General features: G+C 62.9%; 3 protein-coding genes. All 3 read right to left on the minus strand.

All coding sequences use genetic code 11. The features are described from left to right. Positions 1-82: 82 nt before the first annotated feature. From CAPSK01_RS11760 to CAPSK01_RS11770, 3 genes are read right to left on the minus strand one after another with little or no spacing between them, the layout of a single operon-like run. Complete coding sequence (locus tag CAPSK01_RS11760; protein WP_034926534.1) at positions 83-580, minus strand: TPM domain-containing protein; 498 nt, start codon at positions 578-580, stop codon at positions 83-85. Further along, positions 580-1,455 carry a TPM domain-containing protein gene (locus tag CAPSK01_RS11765; RefSeq protein ID WP_273703558.1) on the minus strand — a complete coding sequence of 292 codons (876 nt, stop codon included), beginning with the start codon at positions 1,453-1,455 and terminating at the stop codon, positions 580-582. The genes CAPSK01_RS11760 and CAPSK01_RS11765 overlap by 1 nt, the downstream gene beginning before the upstream one ends. 6 nt (positions 1,456-1,461) lie before the next feature. Then, positions 1,462-2,118 (minus strand): LemA family protein, encoded by a 657-nt coding sequence (locus CAPSK01_RS11770; protein WP_034926537.1) that lies wholly within the window; start codon positions 2,116-2,118, stop codon positions 1,462-1,464. Positions 2,119-2,123 lie beyond the last annotated feature (5 nt).

The following is a 2,123-nucleotide window of genomic DNA, read 5'->3' on the forward strand; positions in this document are numbered from 1 at the left end:
GATTTCTCGCCCCCAACCCTTCGCCCGCAAGTGGGAGAAGGGTTGGGGGCGAGTCGCGGGCGCGGCTTTCAGGGCTCTTACACTAAAGCACCAGCGGGGCGTTGGGTAACTCGTTGGACTTTTCGCCTGTGGCAGCAAAGTGTTCAGCCAGCGCTGCGGTGATCGTGCGCAATGCGAGCAGGGTACCGCCCTCGAAATCCCCGCTTCGGAAAGCACTTTCCATCTGGCGGCAGACACCCTCCCAGAATTCCTGCCCAACGCAGGCGTTGATGCCGCGGTCAGCGACGATTTCCACACGCCGGTCGATCAACTGCAGATAGATCAGCACGCCGCTGTTTTCCTCGGTGTCCCACACCCGTAACTGCGAAAACAGTTCGATCGCCCGCGCCCGTGCCGACTGACCGCGCCACAGGCCGGACAGGGGCAGATTGGCCTCGACCACCACGCGCAACTCGCCACGATGCGTCGATTCCGAGGCAGCAACCACCCGTTCGATTCGCTGCAACAATGCCGCGGGAAGTGCGCGCAACACCCACCAGTGCGGCAGCACCAGATGGCGAAAAATTCTCTGCAATCGCATCACCAGTCCCCCGAAGCACCGCCGCCGCCGAAGCTGCCGCCGCCCCCTGAAAACCCCCCGGAGCTACGCCCACCACCGCCCCAGGAAATGCCGCCGGATGACCAGCCGGTACCGCCACGCATGCCAAGAAACAGGGAAACGATGGCGGCCGCCACACCCAGGACAGCAGCGATCAGCAGCGACGAGATCAGCATCGCAGCGATCACCCCGGCGGCGACACCGACCATGCCAGCCGCCAGAAAACGCCCAAAAATGGCTCGCAGAACGCCGCCAACCACAAAGACCAGGACGAAACCGATCAACAGCAGCATCTCGAAATGATCGTCGACATCGGCACGCCGAGCGCCTTCGACGCGTGCCGCAGGGGGCAGCGCTTCGCCGGTGATCACCTGCATCATCGCGGTGACCCCGGCATCGATGCCACCGTAGAAATCGCCCTTCTTGAAACGCGGGCCGATCGTCTCGCTGATGATTCGCTTCGCGGTCGCATCGTTGAGTGCGCCCTCCAGACCATAGCCCACCTCAATGCGAAGTTTCCGATCATCCTTGGCAATCAGCAGCAGCGCGCCGTCATCGACGCCGCGGCGCCCCAGTTTCCAGGACTCGACGACGCGCAGCGCGTATTGCTCGATGCTTTCCGGCTGGACCGTCGGAACGATCAAAACGGCAATCTGCGATCCCTTGGCATTCTCGAACGCAGCCAGCCTGGCATCGAGCCGTCGGTGCTGCTCGACGTCAAGCGTACTGGTCAGGTCGGTCACCCGCGCCGCCAGCCGGGGAATCGCCTGTTGTTCGTCGGCACGGGCAAAACCTGCACCGACCAGCAGCAACAGGCCCAACAGCCAGACTGCAAGACGGGCCGGAAGGCTTGGCACGGCCGCTCAGTAACTGGCTGCCGGCGCCGGCCTGCCGGCGTCTGTCGGTGCAGCAGCAGGCGACGCCGGCGCTGGTCTGGCGAAATCAACCTTCGGCGCCGTCGAAATCGCCTGCTCGTTCTCGACACTGAAATTCGGCTTCACGGTGTAGCCGAAGATCATCGCCGTGAGATTGTTTGGAAAGGTACGCACCGAAACATTGTAGCCCTCGACCGCTTTGATGTAACGGTTACGCGCCACGGTAATCCGGTTCTCGGTGCCTTCGAGCTGCGCCTGCAGGTCGCGGAAAGCGGCATCGGCCTTCAACTGGGGATAATTTTCGGCAACCACCAGCAAACGTGACAGCGCGCTCTTGAGACCGGCCTGCGCCTGCTGGAACTTGGCAAAGGCCTCGGGATCACTGACCAGTTCCGGCGTCGCCTGGATCGCACCCACCCGCGCGCGCGCCTGCGTGACCTGCGTCAGCACGTCCTTTTCGTGGCTCGCGTAGCCCTGTACCGTAGCCACCAGGTTCGGTACCAGGTCGGCTCGCCGCTGATACTGGTTAAGCACCTCTGACCAGGCCGATTTGATCGCCTCGTCGCCGCTCTGAAAAGTATTGTAACCGCAGCCGGAGAGCAGACCGGCAAGCAGGGTCAGGAGGATCAGAATTCGCAGTCGCATGACAT

The organism is Candidatus Accumulibacter vicinus, from assembly GCF_000584955.1.
In the GTDB taxonomy this organism is placed as follows: domain Bacteria; phylum Pseudomonadota; class Gammaproteobacteria; order Burkholderiales; family Rhodocyclaceae; genus Accumulibacter; species Accumulibacter vicinus.